Source organism: Klebsiella sp. B345, assembly GCF_051131735.1.
Lineage (GTDB): Bacteria > Pseudomonadota > Gammaproteobacteria > Enterobacterales > Enterobacteriaceae > Klebsiella.
In genome coordinates this window covers 797348-816738 of the sequence record NZ_CP180443.1, presented here as the reverse complement: position 1 = coordinate 816738, position 19391 = coordinate 797348, and the positions used below count along the sequence as shown (strand labels likewise).

Sequence of the window (19391 nt, the reverse complement as noted above, 5' to 3'; positions counted from 1 at the left end):
AGGAGCTAAGGATTGAATAAAAAAACGCCTCCGAAGAGGCGTTTTATAAAAATAATTAACTTGTAAAAGATTACAGCACGTGTACGGATGCTGTATTGGTGGTTCCGCTCGGTACCAGTGCACCAGATACCATCACAACCACGTCGCCTTTACGCGCCAGGCCGCTCTGTACCGCCAGCTCTTTGCCGAGACGGTAGAAGTCATCGGTGGAATCCAGCTGCGCAACCAGCTGCGGTACAACGCCTTTGGTCAGCACCAGCTGACGGGCAGTGGTTTCGTTAGTGGTCAGCGCCAGGATGGTTGCATCCGGGAAGTATTTACGTACGGCACGTGCAGATTTACCGCCTTTGGTAGCAACCACAATCAGCGGCGCTTCCAGTTTTTCAGCGGTTTCTACTGCGCCACGGCACACTGCTTCAGTGATACGCAGTTTACGGTTGTCGTTGTTGAACTCCAGACGGCTGGTCATCACACGGTCGGTACGTTCACAGATGGTCGCCATGATGGTGACCGCTTCCAGCGGGTATTTACCCTTGGCGGATTCGCCAGACAGCATTACCGCATCGGTACCGTCGAGGATGGCGTTCGCGACGTCGCCGGCTTCAGCACGGGTCGGGCGCGGGTTTTTAATCATGGAATCCAGCATCTGAGTCGCGGTGATAACCACTTTACGTGCACGGATACATTTTTCGATGATCATTTTCTGGGCGAAGATAACTTCTTCAACCGGGATCTCAACGCCCATGTCGCCACGAGCAACCATGATGCCGTCAGAGGCTTCGAGGATTTCGTCGAAGTTGTTCAGGCCTTCCTGGTTTTCAATCTTGGAGATAATCTGAATGTTCTCACCGCCGTGGGCTTTCAGGTGCTCACGAATTTCCACTACGTCAGAACGCTTACGGATAAAGGAAGCGGCAACGAAATCGACGCCTTGTTCGCAACCGAAGATCAGATCCTGTTTATCTTTTTCTGCCAGTGCCGGCAGAGCAATAGAAACGCCCGGCAGGTTAACGCCTTTGTTTTCGCCCAGGTCACCGTTGTTCAGCACTTTACAGATAACATTGTTACCTTCGATGGCGGTCACTTCCATACCGATCAGACCATCGTCTACCAGTACGGTGTTGCCGACGGACAGGTCAGTGGTGAATCCTTCATAGGTCACTGCCACGATGTCGCTGTTGCCGACTACGGATTTGTCGGTGGTAAAGGTGAAGGTCTGACCCGCTTTCAGGGAGACGTCATTGCCGCCTTCCAGCTTGATGGTACGAATTTCCGGGCCTTTGGTATCCAGCAGGATAGCGGCTGTCTTACCGGTTTTACTCACCACGTTACGCAGGTTCTGGATGCGTTGACCGTGTTCAGCATAGTCACCGTGAGAGAAGTTCAGACGCATGACGTTCATGCCCGCGTCCAGCATTTTGGACAGCATCTCTTCGGATTCGGTTTTCGGACCGATGGTGCAAACAATTTTGGTCTTTTTCATGAAAGTTTTAGTCTTTAAGTTGTGAAGGATATGGAAAACTCGCTCCGTTGGCATGCCGCCGTGGAGTCAAACCTGTATTGCGAAAGTTGCTATGCCAAGCTCTAAGAATAGATGACAACAAAAGAGCGTGCAGAAGAAAGTGTGCTGGCGGTTCAGCCCATAAAAAGGAGCAGTATTTTATGCGTTTAGTTGTGCAGTCCAATGCGCTGAAACCATTCAAGAAAGAATCGGTGGGCATTATACGACGCTGAAACAAAAAAAGAAAATGAAAACAGCGTTTCATTATATGCCATAAAAATGTAACAAAACTCATACCAATAGCAATCGTATTCGCAACACAAATTTCCACCAGTCGCACAGTTAACTGGCGGCTATCAGGGGTTGCCTGTCACGGTTCAGCCATGGAAATACTTCGTTGGTGAGAAAAAGGAGGGGAGTTTGATTTATCCCAAAATCCTATCAATAATGATTTGATTGATAATGATAATTTATGAGCAAAAAAGAATGGGAAATAAAGCCAAAGACGACGAGTTGTATCAGGAAATGTGCCGGGTTGTCGGGAAAGTGGTGCTTGAAATGCGCGATTTGGGCCAGGAGCCGAAACACATTGTCATCGCCGGGGTGGTTCGCACCGCGCTGGCCAACCCGAAAATTGCGCGCAGCGAACTGACCAGAGCCGCCATGGAGAAAGTGGTTCATGCGTTGTCCGGCCATGAGTAGTCAGCCGGCATCACGCTGAATGACACTCAGGAAATCACAAAGCGAACCACCGCTTTGACTGCGATATCGCAGTGGTGCGTGACCATTGCTTCATCGTCGATGGTCGGCAGCGGATCGTCGAGATACAGGCTATTGAAGGTGTAAAAGTTCGAGACCTGATAAAAGCTAAAGCTGCTGATAAGCCGGTGGACATCCCGCGCCTGCAATCCCTCCTGAAAAACACCCTGCTGCTGCCCACGCTGGAGAATATCCTCCAGAATCGACAGGGCGGTACGGTTCAGCGGCTTTAACTGCCCTGACGACTTCAGCCACTTCCCGCGCTGCATGTTCTCCATACAGATAACCCGCATATAGTCCGCATGGGTGGCGTGATAGCGCACGCTCCAGCGAACCAGCTGCACCAGCGCCTCTACCGGAGGAAGGTGCTCCAGCCCGAGCTGCTGCTCGGTTTCGCGAATGCGCGCATAGACGTGTTGCAGCACCGCCTGGTACAGCTGCTCCTTGGTTTTGAAGTAGTACACCACCATTCGCTTGGTTGTCTGCGCTTCAGTTGCAATTTGTTCCATCCGCGCCCCGGACAAGCCATGTTCGGCAAAGACGACGATGGCTGCGGCAAAAATCCGCTCCTTTAGCGGTTGCGCTTCATCTTGATCCACGTGATCCACGACAGACATAACGACTCCTTTTTTCAATGGACAAAAAATACACATAACGATCACAATTTTGCAACCTTGTGTGGCGTGAATGAACCAAATGATACATATTCGATGCTCACGTCGACTGATGACACGAGGACTTATGCTGCGATCCATTGCCACCGTCTCGATTTCTGGCACCTTGCCCGAAAAGCTCCATGCCATTGCGGCTGCGGGTTATCAGGGCGTCGAAATCTTTGAAAACGACCTGCTCTATTATACCGGTACGCCGACGGATATTCGCAATCTGGCGGCGGATTTAGGGCTAAAAATCACGCTTTTTCAACCCTTTCGCGATTTTGAGGGGGCAAGCCGCAGCCAGTTCGCCGCCAATATGGAGCGAGCTAAGCGTAAATTTGCGCTGATGCATGAACTGGGTTGCGACACCTTACTACTGTGTAGCAACGTTCAGCCAGACTGCTCCGCGGACGTCTCGCTTCAGATAGCGGACTTAGCGGCGCTGGCGCAGCTGGCCGAACAGGAAAAGATTGTCATCGGCTATGAGGCGCTGGCCTGGGGCACTCACGTTAACCGCTGGCGTCAGGCGTGGGAGCGGGTGAAAAGCGTCGACAGCCCGGCGCTGGGGATCGTGCTGGATAGCTTCCATATTCTGGCTCGCGGCGACACGCTGCAGGGTCTGTCGGAGGTGCCGGTCGACAAGATCACCTTCCTGCAGCTGGCCGATGCGCCGCTGATGAAGATGGACGTGCTCGAATGGAGCCGCCATTTCCGCTGCTTCCCTGGACAGGGGCAGTTGCCGCTGGTGGAGTTTGCCTGCGAGCTAACCCGCTGCGGCTATCGCGGGCCGTGGTCGCTGGAGATCTTTAACGACAGCTTCCGCGCCTCGCCAAACGGCGCCACTGCCAAAGATGGCTACCGTTCGCTGCAGTGGCTGGAAGAGCAGACCCGTCTGCAGCTGGGGCACAGCGACGCGCCGCTGTTTGCACCGGCAGCGCTGCCGCAGTACCTCGGCCTGGAATTTATCGAATTTGCGGCCAGCCCGTCGGAAGCGCAAGCGCTCGGCGAACGCCTGACGCAGCTCGGCTTTTGCCAGCAGGGGCGCCATCGCTCGAAACAGGTAGCGCTGTGGCGCAACGGCGGAGCGCGGGCGATCGTTAACTACCAGCCCCATAGCTGGGCCGATCATTTTCACCAGCGTCACGGCGTCTCGTTATGTGCCATGGCCCTGCGCGTGAGTCACAGCGCCGCGATTGTTGAACGGGCTCGCGCTTACGGCTACGCCACCTGGCAGGGCGATGCCGGGCCTAATGAAAGCCCCATTCCGGCGATTTGCGCCCCCGACGGCAGCCTGATCTACCTCATTGAAGCCGGGGACGATATCTACGCCCGCGATTTCCATCTGTCTGATAGCCCGACGCTGCGCCATGACTACAGCGGTATCGACCATCTGGCGCTGGGCATGGAAGCCGATCAACGCGACAACTGGGTGATGTTTTTCCGCAGCGTCTTCGGCTTCACGCTCGAGCATGAACAGACGCTGCCCGACCCTTACGGTCTGGTACGCAGCCTGGCGGTGCACAGCCCACAGGGCAACATCCGTCTGGCGCTGAATATCTCGCAAAGCCGTGCCACCCAGATAGCCCGTTCCGTCGCCTGTTATCAGGGGGCGGGCCTGCAGCACGCAGCGTTCGCCTGTCACGACCTGCCGGCCACTCTTGACGACCTGCCGCAGGTGTCGCTGAACGCGCTGCCGATCCCGGCGAACTACTACGACGATTTGCTGGCGCGTTTTGGTGATGCGACGAACGTGGAGACCCTGAAACGCCTGCAGATCCTCTATGACCGGGGGCCGTACGACGGCGAATTCCTGCATCTGTACACGCGGCCGTTCTCGGCGGGACGCTTTTTCTTCGAATTGACCGAAAGGCGGGGCGGCTACGCGCTGTATGGCGCGGCGAACGCGGCAGTGCGTCTTTCGGCGATGCAGTATAGCTAGTGTTGTATCAATTGGTTCATTAAAAATAATAGCGCAAGCATAACAACAACATTCATCTGCACCCTACGACAGGAAACGACTATGAACTCGTACAGCCATAACCCGACGGCGGCGGCGGACGCCGCGGCTACCGTTCCGCGTTCCCGGCGGCGCATTGGGATCCTCGCGCTGCTGGCCGTCGGCACCATGATTAACTATCTCGACCGCACGATACTCGGGATTGCCGCTCCCGGCTTAACGTCCGAACTGGGTATCGACGCGGCGGTCATGGGGATCGTCTTTTCGGCCTTTGCCTGGACCTACGCCCTGGCGCAAATTCCCGGCGGTCTGTTCCTCGACCGCTTTGGTAACAAGATCACCTACTTTCTGTCGTTAACTCTGTGGTCGCTGTTTACCCTGTTTCACGGCATGGCCATCGGCCTGAAAACGCTGCTGCTGTGCCGCTTTGGCTTAGGGGTCAGCGAAGCGCCGTGCTTCCCGGTTAACAGCCGGGTGGTCAGCGTATGGTTCCCCCAGCAGGAGAGGGCCAAAGCCACGGCGGTGTATACCGTTGGCGAATATCTTGGGCTGGCCTGCTTCTCGCCGCTGCTGTTCTGGATCATGGGCAGTTTCGGCTGGCGCGCGCTGTTTATCAGCGTCGGTGTGGCGGGCGTGCTGTTTGCGCTGGTGTGGTGGCGCTGTTATCGCGAGCCCCATGAAGATAAACAGCTCAGCCAGCAGGAGCGCGACCATATCGTCAACGGCGGTGGTCTGGCGACGGCCAGCGACCAGCAGGCGACGTTCAGCTGGTCGGTCGTGGGCCAGCTGTTGGCGAAACGGCAGATTCTCGGCGCCAGTATTGGCCAGTTTGCCGGCAATACGGTGCTGGTGTTCTTCCTGACCTGGTTCCCGACCTATCTGGCGACCGAGCGTCATATGCCGTGGCTGAAAGTCGGGTTCTTCGCCATTCTGCCTTTTCTTGCCGCTGCAGGCGGGGTGATGTTCGGCGGCTGGGTCTCCGACAAATTGCTGAAAGCCACCGGCTCGGCCAACCTGGCGCGCAAATTACCGATCGTCGCCGGCCTGCTGATGGCCAGCAGCATTATCTCCGCCAACTGGCTGACCAGCGATCTGGCGGTCATTCTGGTGATGTCGTTCGCCTTCTTTGGCCAGGGGATGGTCGGTTTAGGCTGGACGCTGATCTCCGATATTGCGCCGAAGGGGTTCGGCGGCCTGACCGGCGGGTTGTTTAACTTCTGCGCCAACTTCGCCGGGATCCTCACTCCGCTGGTGATCGGCTTTATCGTGGCGGCCTTCGGCAGCTTCTTCTATGCGCTGGTCTATATCGGCTGTGCAGCGCTGCTCGGGGTGGTGGCGTATCTGTTTATTCTGGGCGATGTCAAACGTATTGAGTTATCGCCGTCAAGGAGCAGGGGATGATAATTAGTGGTAATACGCGGCTGATCGCCCATTTGGGCTATCCGACCGCCAGCTTTAAAGCGCCGATGATCTATAACCCGTGGTTTGACCGTCAGCAGGTGGATGTCAAAGTGGTGCCCACGGGGGTGAAGCCGGAGGCGTACGCGACCCTGGTGCCGGCACTGTTTACGATGACCAACATCATCGGCGCGCTGGTCACTATGCCGCACAAGATTGCCACCTGCGCGCTGGTCGATCACCTCAGTCCGGCGGCGATGATTGCCGGCGCCTGCAACGCCATTCGCCGCGAGGCGGATGGCAGCCTGAGCGGTGATATGTTCGACGGCGACGGCTTTGTCCTTGGTATCCGCCGTAAAGGGTTTCAGCCGACGGGCACCCGGGCGCTGGTGATTGGCTGCGGCGGTGTCGGCTCGGCTATTGCCGCATCGCTGGCGGCGGCGGGAGTGCGCGCCCTGACGCTGTTCGATAGCCGCCAGGAGGCCGCCAAAGCGCTGGCGACCCGGCTATGGCAACATTATCCGGCGCTGGATATCAGCCTGATGCAGCGCGATCCGCAAGGCCATGATCTGGTGGTCAACGCCACGCCGTTGGGCATGAAGGCCAGCGATCCGCTGCCCGTGGATCCGCAGCGGCTGACCCCCGGCACCTGGGTGGGCGAAGTGGTGATGACTCAGGAGTACACGCCGCTGCTGCAGGCCGCCCAGGCCCGGGGCTGCCCGGTCCAACGCGGTACCGATATGCTGTTCGAAATGATCCCTGCCTACCTGCGTTTCTTCCACCTGCCGGTGGCGACGCCGGAACAGTTGCGCGAACTGGCGCAAATTGACTACTGAATCGCTTAGCGCCCGGGTAACATAGCGTTTTGTTTCCGGGTATTCAGCGAGCGTCTTATGACATCTTCCGTCGTGTTGCTGGCAGCGGGGAGCCTGAAAGGGGCATTTATCCCGTTGCTGGCTCGTTTCCATCAGCAAACCGGTATTCAGGTCGAGGCCCGTTTTGGTCCTGCGGGCCTGCTTCGCGAGCGCATTGAATCCGGCGAGCACTGTTCGGTGTTTGCCTCTGCCAACAGTCAACACCCTCTGGCGCTGCAGCAGGCAGGGCTGGCGGGGGAGTGCCATCCCTTTGCTCGTAATCAACTGATGCTGACCGCCCGACGCCAGGCGTCGACTGACGATGCCGACTGGCTGACGTTGCTCAGCAACCCGCTGCTGAGGCTGGCAACCTCGACCCCAGGCTGCGATCCTTCCGGCGACTATACCTGGCAATTGTTTACCCGCATTGAGGCCGACTTCCCCGGCGTCGGGCGTGCGCTGATGGCCCGTGCTCAGCAGCTGGTGGGGGGCAGAACCTCGCTCAGCGTGCCGCCGGGGGAGACCGCTGGCGCATGGCTGATCGGTGAGGATTTAGCCGATCTGTTTATCGGCTATGCCCATTACGCTCTCCAGATGGCGACCAGAGACGACCTGCGCACGGTGGCCATCCCCGCGCCCTGGAATGTGCAGGCGGAATACCTGCTGACGATGACCCAGCCCAGCGCTGGGGCACAACAGTTATGCCGATTTATCCTCGGTGCCGACGGTCAGCAGTACCTGCGTAACGCCGGCTTTTTAGCGGCTAGCGTCGAATCGTAAACTGCGGCGCCAGCAGCGGTCCTCCGGAATCGGGGCGTTCGATTTTATGCACCGGTAACCCGTAAGCACGCTGCAGATGGCGCTCGCTGAGTACCTCGTCAGAGCGCCCGGCCAGCCACTCGCCGCCCGGCAACAGCAGCAAGGTATGGCTGGCGACCTGCAGGGCATGGGTCGGATCGTGGGTGGTGAACAGCACCGTGCGCGACTGGCGATACGCCAGATCGCTGATCAGCTGCAGTACCACCTGCTGATTGGAGAGATCCAGCGCCGAGCAGGGCTCATCCAGTAAGATATTCTGACTGTCGCCCACCAGCGCCCGGGCAATGAGCGCCATCTGCTGCTGGCCGCCGGAGAGCGAACGAAAGGTACTGCTCGCCAGATCGGCGATACCTAACTGATTCAGGGCGTCGTGGACCCGTCGGCGATCGTCGTCGCCGGGTTGGGCGAACAGGTTGACCTGGCGAGCGCGCCCCATCAGCACCACATCGGCGACCTGCCAGCTAAAGGCCGGGCGGAACGACTGCGGCACAATCGCCACGCCGCCCTGTTCTTTGAAGTTGCCCGCCAACGGTGGCAGGACTCCGGTCAGGGTGTCGAGCAGCGTGCTTTTGCCGCGGCCGTTGGCGCCGAGTATCGCCCAGATATCACCGTGCTGGCACTGCAGGCTGAGCGGGGTAAACAGCGGCTGACGATGGCCAAACTGCAGGGCCGCCAGGCTAAGGGTTGGCGTCATCAAGAGGTACTCCTGCGGCGGGACTGCACCAGCAGCCAGGTAAACAGCGGGGCGCCGAGCAGGGCGGTAATAATGCCCACCGGGACCTCCGCCTGGGTCAGCGAACGTGCCAGGTCATCGACGACGATCATAAACCCGCCGCCCAGCCAGAACGCGGTAGGCAGCAGGCGACGGTGGTCAGCGCCTACCAGCAGTCGTGCCAGATGGGGGATCACCAGCCCGACCCACGCAATACTGCCGCTGACCGCCACCTGTGCGGCAACCAGCACGGCGCAGCACACCAGCACGCCACGGCGCAGCGCGGTCACCGGCACGCCGAGGCCGCGGGCGTCTTTCTCATCCAGCGCCAGCAGATTAATCCGCCAGCGCAGCGCCAGCAGGATCGCTGCGGTAATCAGGATCGGTGGTGCCATCATCGTCACTTTGTGCCAGTTGGCGGTGGCAAAGCTGCCCAGCAGCCAGAAGACGATATTTGGCAGCGTCTCTTCGCTGTCGGCCAGATACTGCATCAGGCTGACAAGGGCGGCGAAAAAGCCGCTGAGGACGATCCCGGAGAGGATCAGTACCAGCGTATTTTCCCGTCCTTGCAGCGCGGCAATCAAATACACCAGCATCAGCGCCAGCAGGCCAAAACCAAAGGTGGAGGTCATCATCAGCAAGGTGTCCAGTCCCAGCAGAATAGCCAGCGTGCCGCCAAACGCCGAGCCGGAGGTGACGCCGATAATATGCGGGTCGACCAGTGGATTCTGAAACACACCCTGCAGCGTCGCCCCGCACAGCCCCAGTGCGCCGCCGGCCAGTAGCGCCATCACCACCCGGGGCAGCCGTACCGACCAGACGATCTGCCCGGCGATCCCCTCCCCGGGCGGTGCTTGCGTCAGCTGGGTTATCACCGCCGCGGGGCTCAGGTGATACTGGCCGACGCAGAGCGAGGCGACAGCAATCACCAGGGTCGCCAGCGCCAGCCCACTCTGTAGCAGGGCCGGATGACGATTACTGCGCATCCGGGGTCCATTTCACGCGATAAAAACGCTGGTAGTAATCTGCGGCACGGGCGTCAACATCGACCCCCTGATAGCGGGAAGGATAGAGCTTTTTCGCCATCCACAGTTCACCGAGCGCCAGTGCCTCAGGCATCGGATAGCCCCAGGCTTTGGCATATTCCGGCATCAGCCACACGCGGTGGTTTTTCACGGCATCAATGCCTTGCCATTGCGGATCGTTAACGATCTGCTTCACCACCTGCGGGTAACGGTCTTGCACAAAGATCACCTGCGGATTCCACTGTAATACCTGTTCCAGCGAAACCTGGCGCGCCCCTTTGACCGTTGCCGCCGCGACGTTTAAAGCACCGGCGTGCTTCATCATCAGCCCGGTATATTTGCCCGAACCATAGGTGTTGAGGTCCGGGTTGGCCATATACACGCGGACCCGCTGGTCGTCGGGAATATCGGCCACCGGGGCGTTGGCCGCTTTACGGGCCTCGAAGGTGTAGTGAATGAGCGCCTGCGCCTGGCTCTGGCGCTCGACCACCTCGCCAATCAGGCGGATCCCCTGTTGCAGCCCCTGGTTGTAGGCCTGCTCTTCATCGGCCATCGACGGGTTCATCTTGTTTTTTTCACCCGCGGCATCCTGGCGCAACGATACCGCCACCACTGGGATCCCGGCGTTTTGAATCTGTTGAATCATCGCCGGCGGGGCGTAGTTGGCGACAAACACCACCTGTGGGTGCAGCGCCATCAGACTTTCAATATTGACCTGGGTTAAATCCCCGGGCATCGGCAGCTGTTCGATAGCCGGCATAAAGCGGGCGAATGCCGGGCCGAGCTGTTTTTTCCAGCTGCTCATCACCCCGACGATATCGTCGGCGGCGTTGAGCTGCACCAGCAGATTCAGGGTCTGATGCTGGAGCACCACGACACGGGTCACATGATCAGGAATCGTCACTGCACGGCCGAGCTGGTCGGTGACGGTACGTTCAGCAAAAGCATGGCTGGTAAACAGGCAGGCGCCGATCAGCGTCAGCCCCGGTAACAGACGGGAGAGAGTTGGCATGAGAAGGCTCGGTTGCGTAAGAAGAATCGCTGTGTATTAAAATATATAGCGATGAAGGAAGCAATTTTTTAGCGACCGATATAGCCGTTCAGAACAACTTTACTCGTAAAAAACCTCTTCTTCGGCCATCCGCGCCTCAATCTGGTTGGCGACGTTTTGCAGCGGGGCGAGATATTTCTGCGCGGCCTGCTCGATGGTCATCGCTTTGGCCATATACACCAGGTTCAGGCAACCAATCACCCGTTGCTGGAGGCGGATCGGCACGGCGATGGAGGCGATTTTCTCCTCCTGTTGCCAGCCGCGGAAGTTCTCGCCGTAACCGTTGAGGCGCGTGCGTTCGAGGATCGCGGCCAGCCTGGCCGGCTCCCGCGCCAGCTGGTACTCCGCTTCCAGGCGGGCCGCGAGCAGCTCGATCATTGCCTGACGTTCGTGTTCCGGCGCGAAGGCCAGCCAGGTTAATCCCGAGGCGGTCAGCAGCAGCGGCAGGCGGCGCCCGACCATCGCCCGGTGAAAGGAGAGGCGGCTAAAACGGTGGGTGGTTTCGCGCACCACCATCGCATCGACGTCCAGCGTGGTGATGTCCGTCGGCCACAAGACTTCCCGCAGCAGCTCACCCAACAGGGGCGTAGCGAGGGCAGAAATCCAATGCTCGTCACGAAATCCCTCACTCAACTGGCGGATTTTGATGGTTAAACGGAAGCTGTCATCCGAGCGGCTGCGGCGGACATAACCCTCCTCCTGCAGCGTCTCCAGCAGCCGTCTGACCGTGGTGCGATGCAGGCCGCTAAACTCCGCCAGGGTGCCGACCGTGGCCCCTCCGTCGAATTTATTTAACAAATTTAATAACAATAACCCGCGGGTTAAACCACGCACCGTTTTGTAATCTGCTGTGCTATTTTCTCGCATAAAACCTCGATAAATCCTCAGATAAACAATGTTGTGCACCTGGTGCACATCAGGCGATGTTTTGATTGTAGCGCAAACCCCCCTGCCTATACTGGCCTCACTATAAAAATACATTCACATCTGATTAACAAATTGTGCGGCGCCAGGTCTCCGGCGCAGGGCACTTTGTCTGAGTCGTGAGGTTCTGAAATGACAACATCAAATCCGGATATTCAACCCGCTGTACAGCACTCCGCCCAGGTGGTCATCGCCGGCGCGGGTCCGGTCGGGCTGATGATAGCCAACTACCTTGGCCAGATGGGGGTCAGCGTGTTGGTGGTCGAAAAGCTCGACAAGCTGATTGATTACCCGCGCGCCATCGGTATTGATGACGAATCGCTGCGGGCGATGCAGGGCATCGGGCTGGTGGAGAACGTGCTGCCGCATACCACCCCGTGGCACGCGATGCGTTTTCTGACGCCGAAAGGTCGCTGCTTCGCCGATATTCAGCCGATGACCGACGAGTTTGGCTGGCCGCGCCGTAACGCCTTTATCCAACCGCAGGTTGATGCGGTGATGTACGAAGGGCTGCAACGCTTTCCCCACGTGCGCTGCCTGTTTTCCCGTGAAGTCGAAGCCTTCAGCCAGTCGGCGCAGGCGGTGACCTTAAATCTGAAAGGGCCGGAAGGCGAGCGCGAAACGGTTCAGGCCGACTGGCTGGTGGCTTGCGACGGCGGCGGAAGCCTGATTCGCCGCAGCTTAAATATCCCCTTTGAGGGCAAAACCGCCCCCAATCAGTGGATCGTCATTGATATTGCTAACGACCCGCTGGCTACGCCGCACGTCTATCTGTGCTGCGACCCGGTACGCCCGTATGTCTCCGCCGCGTTGCCGCACGGCGTGCGCCGCTTCGAATTTATGGTGATGCCGGGTGAAACCGAAGAACAGCTGAGCGAACCGCAGAATATGCGTAACTTGCTGAGCAAAGTGCTGCCGGACCCGGACAACGTCGAACTGATCCGCCAGCGCGTCTACACCCATAACGCCCGTATTGCCGAACGCTTCCGGGTGGACCGTATCCTGCTGGCGGGCGATGCCGCGCATATCATGCCGGTGTGGCAGGGGCAGGGTTACAACAGCGGAATGCGCGATGCCTTTAACCTCGCCTGGAAACTGGCGCTGGTGGTCAACGGCAAGGCGGGGAGCGGCTTACTTGACAGCTATCAGCAGGAGCGACGCGACCATGCCAAAGCGATGATTGACCTCTCGGTCACCGCCGGCAACGTGCTGGCGCCGCCTAAACGCTGGCATGGCGCCCTGCGCGATGGGATCACCTGGCTGCTGAATTATCTGCCGCCGGTGAAGCGGTACTTCCTTGAAATGCGCTTTAAGCCGATGCCGCAGTACCGCGATGGCGCGTTGCTGACGGAAGGCGAAAGCCAGAACTCGCCGGTGGGAAAAATGTTCATCCAACCAAAAGTGACGCTGGAAGACGGCACGGTCACCTTGCTGGATGAGGTGCTCGGCGCCCGTTTCGCGATTATCGCCTGGGGCTGCAACCCGCAGTGGGGGTTGAATCGCGAGCAGATCGCCCAGTGGCATGCGGTCGGGGTGCGCTTTATTCAGGTGGTGCCGGAGGTCCAGATACACCGCCAGCAGGATAATTTCGCCGGAGTGCTGCGCGTCGGCGACACGCAAAACCGCCTGAAAAGCTGGTTTGCTGAATACGACACCGCCATCGCGGTGGTGCGGCCAGACCGCTTCGTGGCGACGGTAGCCATCCCGCAAACCCTCGGCGGCAAGCTGGACCGTCTGGCAAGCAAAATGAGCCTGGCGCCCGCCGGTGACGCCACCGTTATCAACAAGGTAGCCTGATATGAATGCCTATTTGCACTGTCTCTCTCACACCCCATTGGTGGGTTATGTTGACCCGGAACCGGCGGTACTCGACGAAGTGAACGGCGTGATCGCCGCAGCCCGGGCGCGGATCGCCGCGTTCAACCCTGAGCTGGTGGTGCTGTTTGCCCCCGATCACTACAACGGCTTTTTCTACGATGTGATGCCGCCGTTTTGCTTAGGGGTAGGCGCGACCTCCATCGGCGATTTCTCCAGCGCCAGCGGGACCTTACCGGTACCGGCTGCGCTGGCGGAAGCCTGTGCGCATGCCGTGATGAAAAGCGGCATCGACCTGGCGGTCTCCTACTGCATGCAGGTGGATCACGGCTTCGCACAGCCGCTGGAGTTCCTGCTCGGCGGCCTCGATAACGTGCCGGTGCTGCCGGTGTTTATCAACGGCGTCGCCACGCCGCTGCCGGGATTCCAGCGCACTCGCATGATGGGCGAGGCGATGGGGCAGTTCCTCTCCACCCTCAACAAACGGGTGCTGATTCTGGGTTCCGGCGGTCTGTCGCACCAGCCGCCGGTGCCGGAGCTGGCGAAGGCCGATGCCCATATGCGCGATCGCCTGCTCGGTAGCGGCAGGCAGCTGCCGCCGGAAGAGCGCGAACGGCGTCAGCATCGGGTGATCAGCGCCGCGAAGCAGTTCGTTGACGACCAGAACTCGCTCTATCCGCTGAACCCGGTCTGGGATAACCGCTTTATGAGCTTGCTGGAGCAGGGACGACTGACGGAGCTGGATGCCGTCAGCAATGACGAACTGTCGGCGATGGCCGGTAAATCAACTCACGAAATTAAAACCTGGGTGGCGGCCTTCGCGGCGCTGTCCGCGTTTGGCGACTGGCGCTGCGAAGGGCGCTACTACCGGCCAATACCGGAATGGATTGCTGGATTTGGCTCACTGAGCGCCACCCCCCGGAACTGAATCATCAGGAGAGAAATATGACTTATCAACCGCAGACCGAAGCCGCAACCAGCCGTTTTCTGACCGTCGAAGAAGGCGGAAGTACGCTGCGCGTTCACCTTAACGACTGTGGCCACGGCGCTGAAACCGTGGTACTGCTGCACGGTTCCGGACCGGGCGCCACCGGCTGGGCCAACTTTAGCCGCAATATCGACCCGCTGGTGGCCGCAGGCTACCGTGTGCTGCTGCTGGACTGCCCCGGCTGGGGGAAAAGCGACACTATCGTCAACACCGGTTCCCGCTCTGACCTCAACGCGCGGATCCTCAAGCAGGTTGTCGATCAGTTAGGGATCGATAAGGTCCACCTGCTGGGGAACTCGATGGGCGGGCACAGCGCGGTGGCCTTCACCCTGAGCTGGCCGGAGCGCGTTGGCAAACTGGTATTGATGGGCGGTGGAACCGGTGGTATGAGCCTGTTCACGCCGATGCCGACCGAAGGGATCAAGCTCCTGAACGCGCTGTATCGTGAACCGACCATCGAAAACCTGAAGCGCATGATGAACATCTTCGTCTTCGATACCCGCGATCTGACCGAAGCGCTGTTTGAAGCGCGGCTGAACAACATGCTGTCGCGCCGGGATCACCTCGATAGCTTTGTGAAAAGCCTCGAGGCCAACCCGAAACAGTTCCCGGATTTTGGCCCACGCCTGGGCGAGATTGCCGCCCAGACCCTGATCGTCTGGGGACGCAACGATCGCTTCGTCCCGATGGACGCCGCCCTGCGCCTGCTTTCCGGGATCAACGCTTCCGAACTGCATATCTACCGCGACTGCGGCCACTGGGCGCAGTGGGAACATGCTGACAGTTTCAACCAGCTGGTGCTGGATTTCCTGGCGCGCCAATAAGGAGCCGCAATGAGCACATTTTCTCTCGAACAACTGGCGCAACGACTGCGCGATGCCGAGACCCACGGCCAGGCCATTGAACCGCTGCGCGAGTTGATTGGCGTAGATAACGCCGACGCTGCCTACGCCATCCAGCGTCTCAACGTCCAGCACCACGTCGCCCGCGGGCGGCGGATTGTCGGGCGCAAAGTGGGCCTGACCCATCCGAAAGTGCAGCAGCAGCTGGGGGTCGATCAGCCAGACTTCGGCACGCTGTTTGCTGATATGTGTTATGGCGATAACGCCCAGGTGCCGTTTTCCCGGGTGCTCCAGCCGAAGGTGGAGGCGGAAATTGCGCTGGTGCTGAAACAGGATTTGCCCCACGTCGATACCACCTTCGATGAGCTGTATGCCGCCATCGCCTGGGTGTTCCCGGCGCTGGAAGTGGTCGGCAGCCGGATCCGCGACTGGTCGATAGGCTTTGTCGATACCGTAGCGGATAACGCCTCCTGCGGCCTGTATGTCCTCGGCGGTCCGGCCCAGCATCCGGCGGGACTGGATCTGAAAAACTGCACCATGAGTCTGACCCGTAATCAAGAAGAGGTCTCGCGCGGACTCGGCAGTGAATGCCTCGGCCATCCGCTGAATGCGGCAGTGTGGCTGGCGCGCAAGATGGCCACTCTTGGGGAGCCGCTGCGCGCCGGCGATATCGTGCTGACCGGAGCGCTGGGGCCGATGGTGGCAATTAACGAAGGCGATCGCTTCGAGGCACACATTGCAGGTATTGGTTCGGTTGCCGCCAGTTTTGTGGCGACCGACGCGGTAGATAAAGGAGAGGTGGCATGAGTAAACGTAAAGTGGCGATCGTCGGTTCCGGCAATATCGGTACCGACCTGATGATTAAGATCCTGCGTCACGGGCAGCACCTCGAGATGGCGGTGATGGTCGGTATCGACCCGCAATCTGACGGCCTGGCGCGGGCCCGCCGGATGGGGGTCGCGACCACCCACGAAGGCGTGGGCGGGTTAATGCAGATGGCGGAATTCGCCGATATCGATTTTGTCTTTGATGCCACCAGCGCCGGCGCGCATATCAAAAACGACGCCGCGCTGCGCGAGGCGAAACCGGGGATCCGCTGCATCGACCTGACCCCGGCGGCAATCGGCCCGTACTGTGTGCCGGTGGTTAACCTGGCGGACAACCTCGACAAGCACAACGTCAATATGGTGACCTGCGGCGGGCAGGCCACCATTCCGATGGTGGCGGCGGTCTCACGGGTGGCGAAGGTGCACTACGCGGAAATTATCGCCTCCATCGCCAGTAAGTCGGCGGGGCCGGGCACCCGCGCCAACATCGACGAATTTACCGAAACCACCTCCCAGGCGATTGAACAGGTGGGCGGGGCGGCGAAGGGCAAGGCGATTATCGTCCTCAACCCGGCGGAGCCGCCGCTGATGATGCGCGACACGGTGTACGTCCTCAGCGAGGCCGCATCGCAGGACGCGATCGAAGCGTCGATCAACGACATGGCGGCAGCGGTACAGGCCTACGTGCCGGGCTACCGCCTGAAGCAACGGGTGCAGTTTGAGGTGATTGCGGCAGACAACCCGGTCAACCTGCCGGGTATCGGCCGCTTCTCGGGCTTGAAAACCGCGGTCTATCTGGAGGTCGAGGGGGCCGCCCACTACCTGCCATCCTACGCCGGCAACCTCGATATTATGACCTCGGCGGCGCTGGCAACGGCGGAGAAAATGGCCCAGTCAATGAACGACGCGGCGGGAGAAAACGCATGAACGGTAAGAAACTTTATATCTCGGACGTGACCTTACGCGACGGGATGCACGCCATCCGTCACCAATATTCGCTGGATAACGTACGCCAGATAGCGCGTGCGCTGGACCAGGCCGGCGTCGATTCTATCGAAGTGGCCCACGGCGATGGCCTGCAAGGGTCGAGCTTTAACTACGGCTTCGGTGCTCATAGCGATATCGCATGGATTGAGGCGGCGGCGGAATCGGTATCACAAGCCAAAATCGCCACGCTGCTGCTGCCGGGAATCGGCACTCTGCACGACCTGAAACAGGCCTATCAGGCAGGGGCGCGGGTGGTGCGCGTCGCGACCCACTGCACCGAAGCCGATGTCTCCGCACAGCATATCTCCTTTGCCCGCGAGCTGGGGATGGACACCGTCGGCTTTTTGATGATGAGCCACATGACCAGCGCGGAACAGCTGGCGCAGCAGGCGAAAAAGATGGAATCCTACGGCGCCACCTGTATCTACGTCGTCGATTCCGGCGGGGCGATGAACATGAACGACATCCGCGATCGCTTCCGCGCGCTGAAGGCGGAACTGAAGCCGGAAACCCTGACCGGGATCCACGCGCACCATAACCTGAGTCTCGGAGTGGCGAACTCGCTGGCCGCCGTGGAAGAGGGCTGCGATCGTATCGACGCCAGCCTCGCCGGGATGGGGGCCGGTGCCGGGAACGCGCCGCTGGAGGTGTTTATCGCCGCGGCGGACAAGCTCGGCTGGGATCACGGCACCGATCTGTACGCCCTGATGAACGCCGCCGATGAGCTGGTGAGACCGCTGCAGGATCGCCCGGTTCGGGTCGATCGCGAAACCCTGGCGCTGGGTTACGCCGGCGTCTACTCCAGTTTCCTGCGCCATAGCGAAGTGGCCGCGGCGCGTTACGGTCTCAGCGCGGTGGATATCCTCGTTGAACTGGGCAAGCGCCGGATGGTGGGCGGTCAGGAGGATATGATCGTCGATGTCGCGCTGGATCTGCTGAACCGCGCGAAATAAAACAACAGGCGGCTGGCAACGTATCAGCCGCTATTCACCTGCTCTGTTACTCCTATCGCACAGGTACTCTTATGACCACAACGACCTCTGGATCGGCTTCACGCCTGGTGTTAACCATCGGGCTCTGTTTTATGGTGGCTTTGATGGAGGGGCTGGACTTGCAGGCCGCCGGGATTGCCGCCGTCGGTATGGCGCAGGCGTTTGCGCTGGATAAAATGCAGATGGGCTGGATTTTCAGCGCCGGGATCCTCGGCCTGCTGCCCGGCGCGCTGGTGGGCGGGATGCTCGCTGACCGCCATGGACGCAAGCGGGTACTGATTATCTCGGTGATGCTGTTTGGATTATTCTCAATCGCCACCGCGCTGGCGTGGAGCTTCCCGACGCTGCTACTGGCCCGTTTGATGACAGGCGTAGGGTTGGGGGCGGCGCTGCCGAACCTCATCGCCTTAACCTCTGAGGCTGCCGGGCCGCGTTTTCGCGGCACCGCCGTGAGTCTGATGTACTGCGGCGTGCCGATTGGCGCCGCGCTGGCGGCGGCGCTGGGCTTCTCGGGGCTGGCGTCGGCCTGGCAGGCGGTATTTTGGGTCGGCGGCGTTGTGCCGCTGCTGCTGGTACCGATGCTGATGCGCTGGCTGCCGGAATCCGCCGTTTTTCACACCGGCGTGCAACCGGCACCGCTGCGCACGTTGCTGGCACCCGGCAACGCTGCGGCGACATTGCTGTTGTGGCTGTGCTATTTCTTCACTCTGCTGGTGGTCTACATGCTGATCAACTGGCTGCCGATGCTGCTGGTCGAGCAAGGTTTCAGCGGCAGCCAGGCGGCTGGCGTGATGTTTGTGCTGCAGCTGGGGGCGGCCTGCGGCACCTTGCTGCTGGGGGCGTTGATGGACAAGCTCAGCCCGCTACTGATGTCGCTGCTTATCTATAGCGGCATGCTGGCGTCGCTGCTGGCGCTAGGCAGCGCATCCACCCTGACCGCAATGCTCGTCTCTGGTTTTGTCGCCGGGCTGTTTGCCACCGGGGGACAAAGCGTGCTGTACGCGCTGGCCCCGCTGTTTTATCGCACTGAAATCCGTGCCACCGGCGTCGGCACGGCGGTGGCGGTCGGAAGGTTGGGGGCGATGAGCGGCCCGCTGCTGGCCGGCAAAATGCTGGCCATGGGGACAGGCACAGTGGGGGTAATGGCCGCCTCCGCGCCGGGGATCCTGCTGGCGGGTGTGGCGGTATTCTGGCTGATGAACCGCCAGCGGCGTCAGTCGCTCGCCTGATGAATCCACCCGGCCTGGCACCTGTTGCCGGGCCGGCATAGCCCGGTTTGCGTCT

General features: G+C 59.9%; 19 protein-coding genes. 12 read left to right on the top strand and 7 right to left on the bottom strand.

Going from position 1 to position 19391, the window contains the following annotated elements; translation table 11 throughout:
- Positions 1 to 70 precede the first annotated feature (70 nt).
- Positions 71 to 1483: a pyruvate kinase PykF gene (pykF, locus tag ACMYSO_RS03855; RefSeq protein ID WP_434584387.1), complete on the bottom strand. Its 1413-nt coding sequence runs from the start codon at positions 1481 to 1483 to the stop codon at positions 71 to 73.
- A gap of 7 nt (positions 1484 to 1490) precedes the next feature.
- Positions 1491 to 1721: a protein YnhH gene (gene ynhH / locus ACMYSO_RS03850; protein ID WP_419144733.1), complete on the bottom strand. Its 231-nt coding sequence runs from the start codon at positions 1719 to 1721 to the stop codon at positions 1491 to 1493.
- Positions 1722 to 1987: 266 nt separating this feature from the next.
- Here ynhH and fumD point away from each other — a divergent pair, with 266 nt between their 5' ends.
- The gene (gene fumD / locus ACMYSO_RS03845) at positions 1988 to 2203 is read left to right on the top strand and encodes a fumarate hydratase FumD (protein WP_123754691.1); all 216 of its coding nucleotides are present in this window, start codon (positions 1988 to 1990) and stop codon (positions 2201 to 2203) included.
- Positions 2204 to 2229: 26 nt separating this feature from the next.
- Here fumD and ACMYSO_RS03840 read toward each other — a convergent pair whose 3' ends face one another.
- The gene (locus tag ACMYSO_RS03840; RefSeq protein ID WP_434669408.1) at positions 2230 to 2877 is read right to left on the bottom strand and encodes a TetR family transcriptional regulator; all 648 of its coding nucleotides are present in this window, start codon (positions 2875 to 2877) and stop codon (positions 2230 to 2232) included.
- A gap of 124 nt (positions 2878 to 3001) precedes the next feature.
- Between ACMYSO_RS03840 and ACMYSO_RS03835 the strand changes: the two genes are divergently transcribed.
- The 4 genes from ACMYSO_RS03835 (at position 3002) to ACMYSO_RS03820 (ending at position 7905) form a co-directional block, all read left to right on the top strand.
- Positions 3002 to 4855 carry a bifunctional sugar phosphate isomerase/epimerase/4-hydroxyphenylpyruvate dioxygenase family protein gene (locus tag ACMYSO_RS03835; RefSeq protein WP_434669407.1) on the top strand — a complete coding sequence of 618 codons (1854 nt, stop codon included), beginning with the start codon at positions 3002 to 3004 and terminating at the stop codon, positions 4853 to 4855.
- 81 nt (positions 4856 to 4936) lie between these two features.
- Positions 4937 to 6274, top strand: a complete 1338-nt coding sequence (locus tag ACMYSO_RS03830) for an MFS transporter (RefSeq protein WP_434669406.1) — start codon at positions 4937 to 4939, stop codon at positions 6272 to 6274.
- Positions 6271 to 7107, top strand: a complete 837-nt coding sequence (locus tag ACMYSO_RS03825) for a shikimate dehydrogenase family protein (protein WP_434669404.1) — start codon at positions 6271 to 6273, stop codon at positions 7105 to 7107. Before ACMYSO_RS03830 ends, ACMYSO_RS03825 begins: the two co-directional genes overlap by 4 nt.
- Before the next feature lie 57 nt (positions 7108 to 7164).
- A complete protein-coding gene (locus ACMYSO_RS03820; protein WP_434669403.1) occupies positions 7165 to 7905 on the top strand; it encodes a substrate-binding domain-containing protein in 741 nt (246 codons plus the stop codon).
- On the opposite strand, the gene ACMYSO_RS03815 is transcribed toward ACMYSO_RS03820, so the two are convergent.
- From ACMYSO_RS03815 to ACMYSO_RS03800, 4 genes are all read right to left on the bottom strand, one after another.
- Positions 7889 to 8638, bottom strand: coding sequence for an ABC transporter ATP-binding protein (locus ACMYSO_RS03815; protein ID WP_434669402.1), 750 nt, complete (start codon positions 8636 to 8638; stop codon positions 7889 to 7891). The two genes, ACMYSO_RS03820 and ACMYSO_RS03815, sit on opposite strands and share 17 nt — an antisense overlap.
- Positions 8638 to 9642 carry a FecCD family ABC transporter permease gene (locus ACMYSO_RS03810; RefSeq protein WP_434669400.1) on the bottom strand — a complete coding sequence of 335 codons (1005 nt, stop codon included), beginning with the start codon at positions 9640 to 9642 and terminating at the stop codon, positions 8638 to 8640. Before ACMYSO_RS03810 ends, ACMYSO_RS03815 begins: the two co-directional genes overlap by 1 nt.
- Complete coding sequence (locus ACMYSO_RS03805) at positions 9632 to 10693, bottom strand: ABC transporter substrate-binding protein (protein WP_434669399.1); 1062 nt, start codon at positions 10691 to 10693, stop codon at positions 9632 to 9634. Before ACMYSO_RS03805 ends, ACMYSO_RS03810 begins: the two co-directional genes overlap by 11 nt.
- Before the next feature lie 99 nt (positions 10694 to 10792).
- The gene (locus ACMYSO_RS03800; protein ID WP_434669398.1) at positions 10793 to 11599 is read right to left on the bottom strand and encodes a DNA-binding transcriptional regulator; all 807 of its coding nucleotides are present in this window, start codon (positions 11597 to 11599) and stop codon (positions 10793 to 10795) included.
- Between the two features lie 189 nt (positions 11600 to 11788).
- Between ACMYSO_RS03800 and ACMYSO_RS03795 the strand changes: the two genes are divergently transcribed.
- The 7 genes from ACMYSO_RS03795 (at position 11789) to mhpT (ending at position 19336) form a co-directional block, all read left to right on the top strand.
- Positions 11789 to 13453 carry a bifunctional 3-(3-hydroxy-phenyl)propionate/3-hydroxycinnamic acid hydroxylase gene (locus tag ACMYSO_RS03795; protein ID WP_434669397.1) on the top strand — a complete coding sequence of 555 codons (1665 nt, stop codon included), beginning with the start codon at positions 11789 to 11791 and terminating at the stop codon, positions 13451 to 13453.
- Between the two features lies 1 nt (position 13454).
- Positions 13455 to 14399, top strand: a complete 945-nt coding sequence (mhpB, locus tag ACMYSO_RS03790; protein ID WP_434669396.1) for a 2,3-dihydroxyphenylpropionate/2,3-dihydroxicinnamic acid 1,2-dioxygenase — start codon at positions 13455 to 13457, stop codon at positions 14397 to 14399.
- 17 nt (positions 14400 to 14416) lie between these two features.
- Positions 14417 to 15283 carry a 2-hydroxy-6-oxonona-2,4-dienedioate hydrolase gene (gene mhpC, locus ACMYSO_RS03785; protein WP_434669395.1) on the top strand — a complete coding sequence of 289 codons (867 nt, stop codon included), beginning with the start codon at positions 14417 to 14419 and terminating at the stop codon, positions 15281 to 15283.
- Between the two features lie 9 nt (positions 15284 to 15292).
- Positions 15293 to 16108 (top strand): 2-keto-4-pentenoate hydratase, encoded by an 816-nt coding sequence (gene mhpD / locus ACMYSO_RS03780; RefSeq protein ID WP_434669394.1) that lies wholly within the window; start codon positions 15293 to 15295, stop codon positions 16106 to 16108.
- On the top strand, positions 16105 to 17055 hold the full coding sequence (mhpF, locus tag ACMYSO_RS03775; RefSeq protein WP_434669393.1) for an acetaldehyde dehydrogenase: 951 nt from the start codon (positions 16105 to 16107) through the stop codon (positions 17053 to 17055). Before mhpD ends, mhpF begins: the two co-directional genes overlap by 4 nt.
- Positions 17052 to 18068, top strand: coding sequence for a 4-hydroxy-2-oxovalerate aldolase (gene mhpE, locus ACMYSO_RS03770; protein ID WP_434669392.1), 1017 nt, complete (start codon positions 17052 to 17054; stop codon positions 18066 to 18068). The genes mhpF and mhpE overlap by 4 nt, the downstream gene beginning before the upstream one ends.
- Before the next feature lie 71 nt (positions 18069 to 18139).
- Positions 18140 to 19336, top strand: a complete 1197-nt coding sequence (gene mhpT, locus ACMYSO_RS03765) for a 3-(3-hydroxy-phenyl)propionate transporter MhpT (RefSeq protein ID WP_434669391.1) — start codon at positions 18140 to 18142, stop codon at positions 19334 to 19336.
- Positions 19337 to 19391: the final 55 nt, after the last annotated feature.

What these genes read in the sequence shown, in the direction of transcription:
- fumD (WP_123754691.1), top strand. Translation starts at nt 1,988, where the DNA reads ATGGGAAATAAAGCCAAAGACGACGAGTTGTATCAGGAAATGTGCCGG.
- pykF (WP_434584387.1), bottom strand. Translation starts at nt 1,483, where the DNA reads ATGAAAAAGACCAAAATTGTTTGCACCATCGGTCCGAAAACCGAATCC.
- mhpD (WP_434669394.1), top strand. Translation starts at nt 15,293, where the DNA reads ATGAGCACATTTTCTCTCGAACAACTGGCGCAACGACTGCGCGATGCC.
- ACMYSO_RS03800 (WP_434669398.1), bottom strand. Translation starts at nt 11,599, where the DNA reads ATGCGAGAAAATAGCACAGCAGATTACAAAACGGTGCGTGGTTTAACC.
- ACMYSO_RS03810 (WP_434669400.1), bottom strand. Translation starts at nt 9,642, where the DNA reads ATGCGCAGTAATCGTCATCCGGCCCTGCTACAGAGTGGGCTGGCGCTG.
- ACMYSO_RS03830 (WP_434669406.1), top strand. Translation starts at nt 4,937, where the DNA reads ATGAACTCGTACAGCCATAACCCGACGGCGGCGGCGGACGCCGCGGCT.
- mhpF (WP_434669393.1), top strand. Translation starts at nt 16,105, where the DNA reads ATGAGTAAACGTAAAGTGGCGATCGTCGGTTCCGGCAATATCGGTACC.
- ACMYSO_RS03835 (WP_434669407.1), top strand. Translation starts at nt 3,002, where the DNA reads ATGCTGCGATCCATTGCCACCGTCTCGATTTCTGGCACCTTGCCCGAA.
- ACMYSO_RS03815 (WP_434669402.1), bottom strand. Translation starts at nt 8,638, where the DNA reads ATGACGCCAACCCTTAGCCTGGCGGCCCTGCAGTTTGGCCATCGTCAG.
- ynhH (WP_419144733.1), bottom strand. Translation starts at nt 1,721, where the DNA reads ATGCCCACCGATTCTTTCTTGAATGGTTTCAGCGCATTGGACTGCACA.
- ACMYSO_RS03840 (WP_434669408.1), bottom strand. Translation starts at nt 2,877, where the DNA reads ATGTCTGTCGTGGATCACGTGGATCAAGATGAAGCGCAACCGCTAAAG.
- mhpE (WP_434669392.1), top strand. Translation starts at nt 17,052, where the DNA reads ATGAACGGTAAGAAACTTTATATCTCGGACGTGACCTTACGCGACGGG.
- ACMYSO_RS03825 (WP_434669404.1), top strand. Translation starts at nt 6,271, where the DNA reads ATGATAATTAGTGGTAATACGCGGCTGATCGCCCATTTGGGCTATCCG.
- mhpB (WP_434669396.1), top strand. Translation starts at nt 13,455, where the DNA reads ATGAATGCCTATTTGCACTGTCTCTCTCACACCCCATTGGTGGGTTAT.
- ACMYSO_RS03820 (WP_434669403.1), top strand. Translation starts at nt 7,165, where the DNA reads ATGACATCTTCCGTCGTGTTGCTGGCAGCGGGGAGCCTGAAAGGGGCA.
- ACMYSO_RS03805 (WP_434669399.1), bottom strand. Translation starts at nt 10,693, where the DNA reads ATGCCAACTCTCTCCCGTCTGTTACCGGGGCTGACGCTGATCGGCGCC.
- mhpT (WP_434669391.1), top strand. Translation starts at nt 18,140, where the DNA reads ATGACCACAACGACCTCTGGATCGGCTTCACGCCTGGTGTTAACCATC.
- ACMYSO_RS03795 (WP_434669397.1), top strand. Translation starts at nt 11,789, where the DNA reads ATGACAACATCAAATCCGGATATTCAACCCGCTGTACAGCACTCCGCC.
- mhpC (WP_434669395.1), top strand. Translation starts at nt 14,417, where the DNA reads ATGACTTATCAACCGCAGACCGAAGCCGCAACCAGCCGTTTTCTGACC.